At 43.9% G+C, this 255-nt stretch carries 1 pseudogene; it reads left to right on the top strand.

Annotated features, from left to right (window positions below):
* Window positions 1-255: pseudogene (locus ACSLUK_RS20090) on the top strand (IS110 family transposase); the annotation flags it as partial.

Below are 255 nucleotides of genomic sequence, written 5' to 3'. Positions count from 1 at the left end.
TGAAAATGGTTTAACACCTGAGTTCAGAGAAATACTATTCAGGCGATATCAGCAGTTTCAGGCGACAAAGTCTGAACTTGATTGGTATAACCAGAAGTTACAACAAAAGGTTAAATCAGAGAAGGTATGCCAGAAGTTAATTGCGATACCTGCAGTTGGGCCGATTAACTCGTTTAGCTTGCTCCATTGGTTAGGCGACGGCAAGCAGTTTAAGCGAGGAAGAGATGCATCAGCCGCTCTGGGGGTTGTACCTAA

Source organism: Thalassotalea fusca (assembly GCF_053485835.1).
This window is presented reverse-complemented; position numbering and strand designations above follow the sequence as displayed.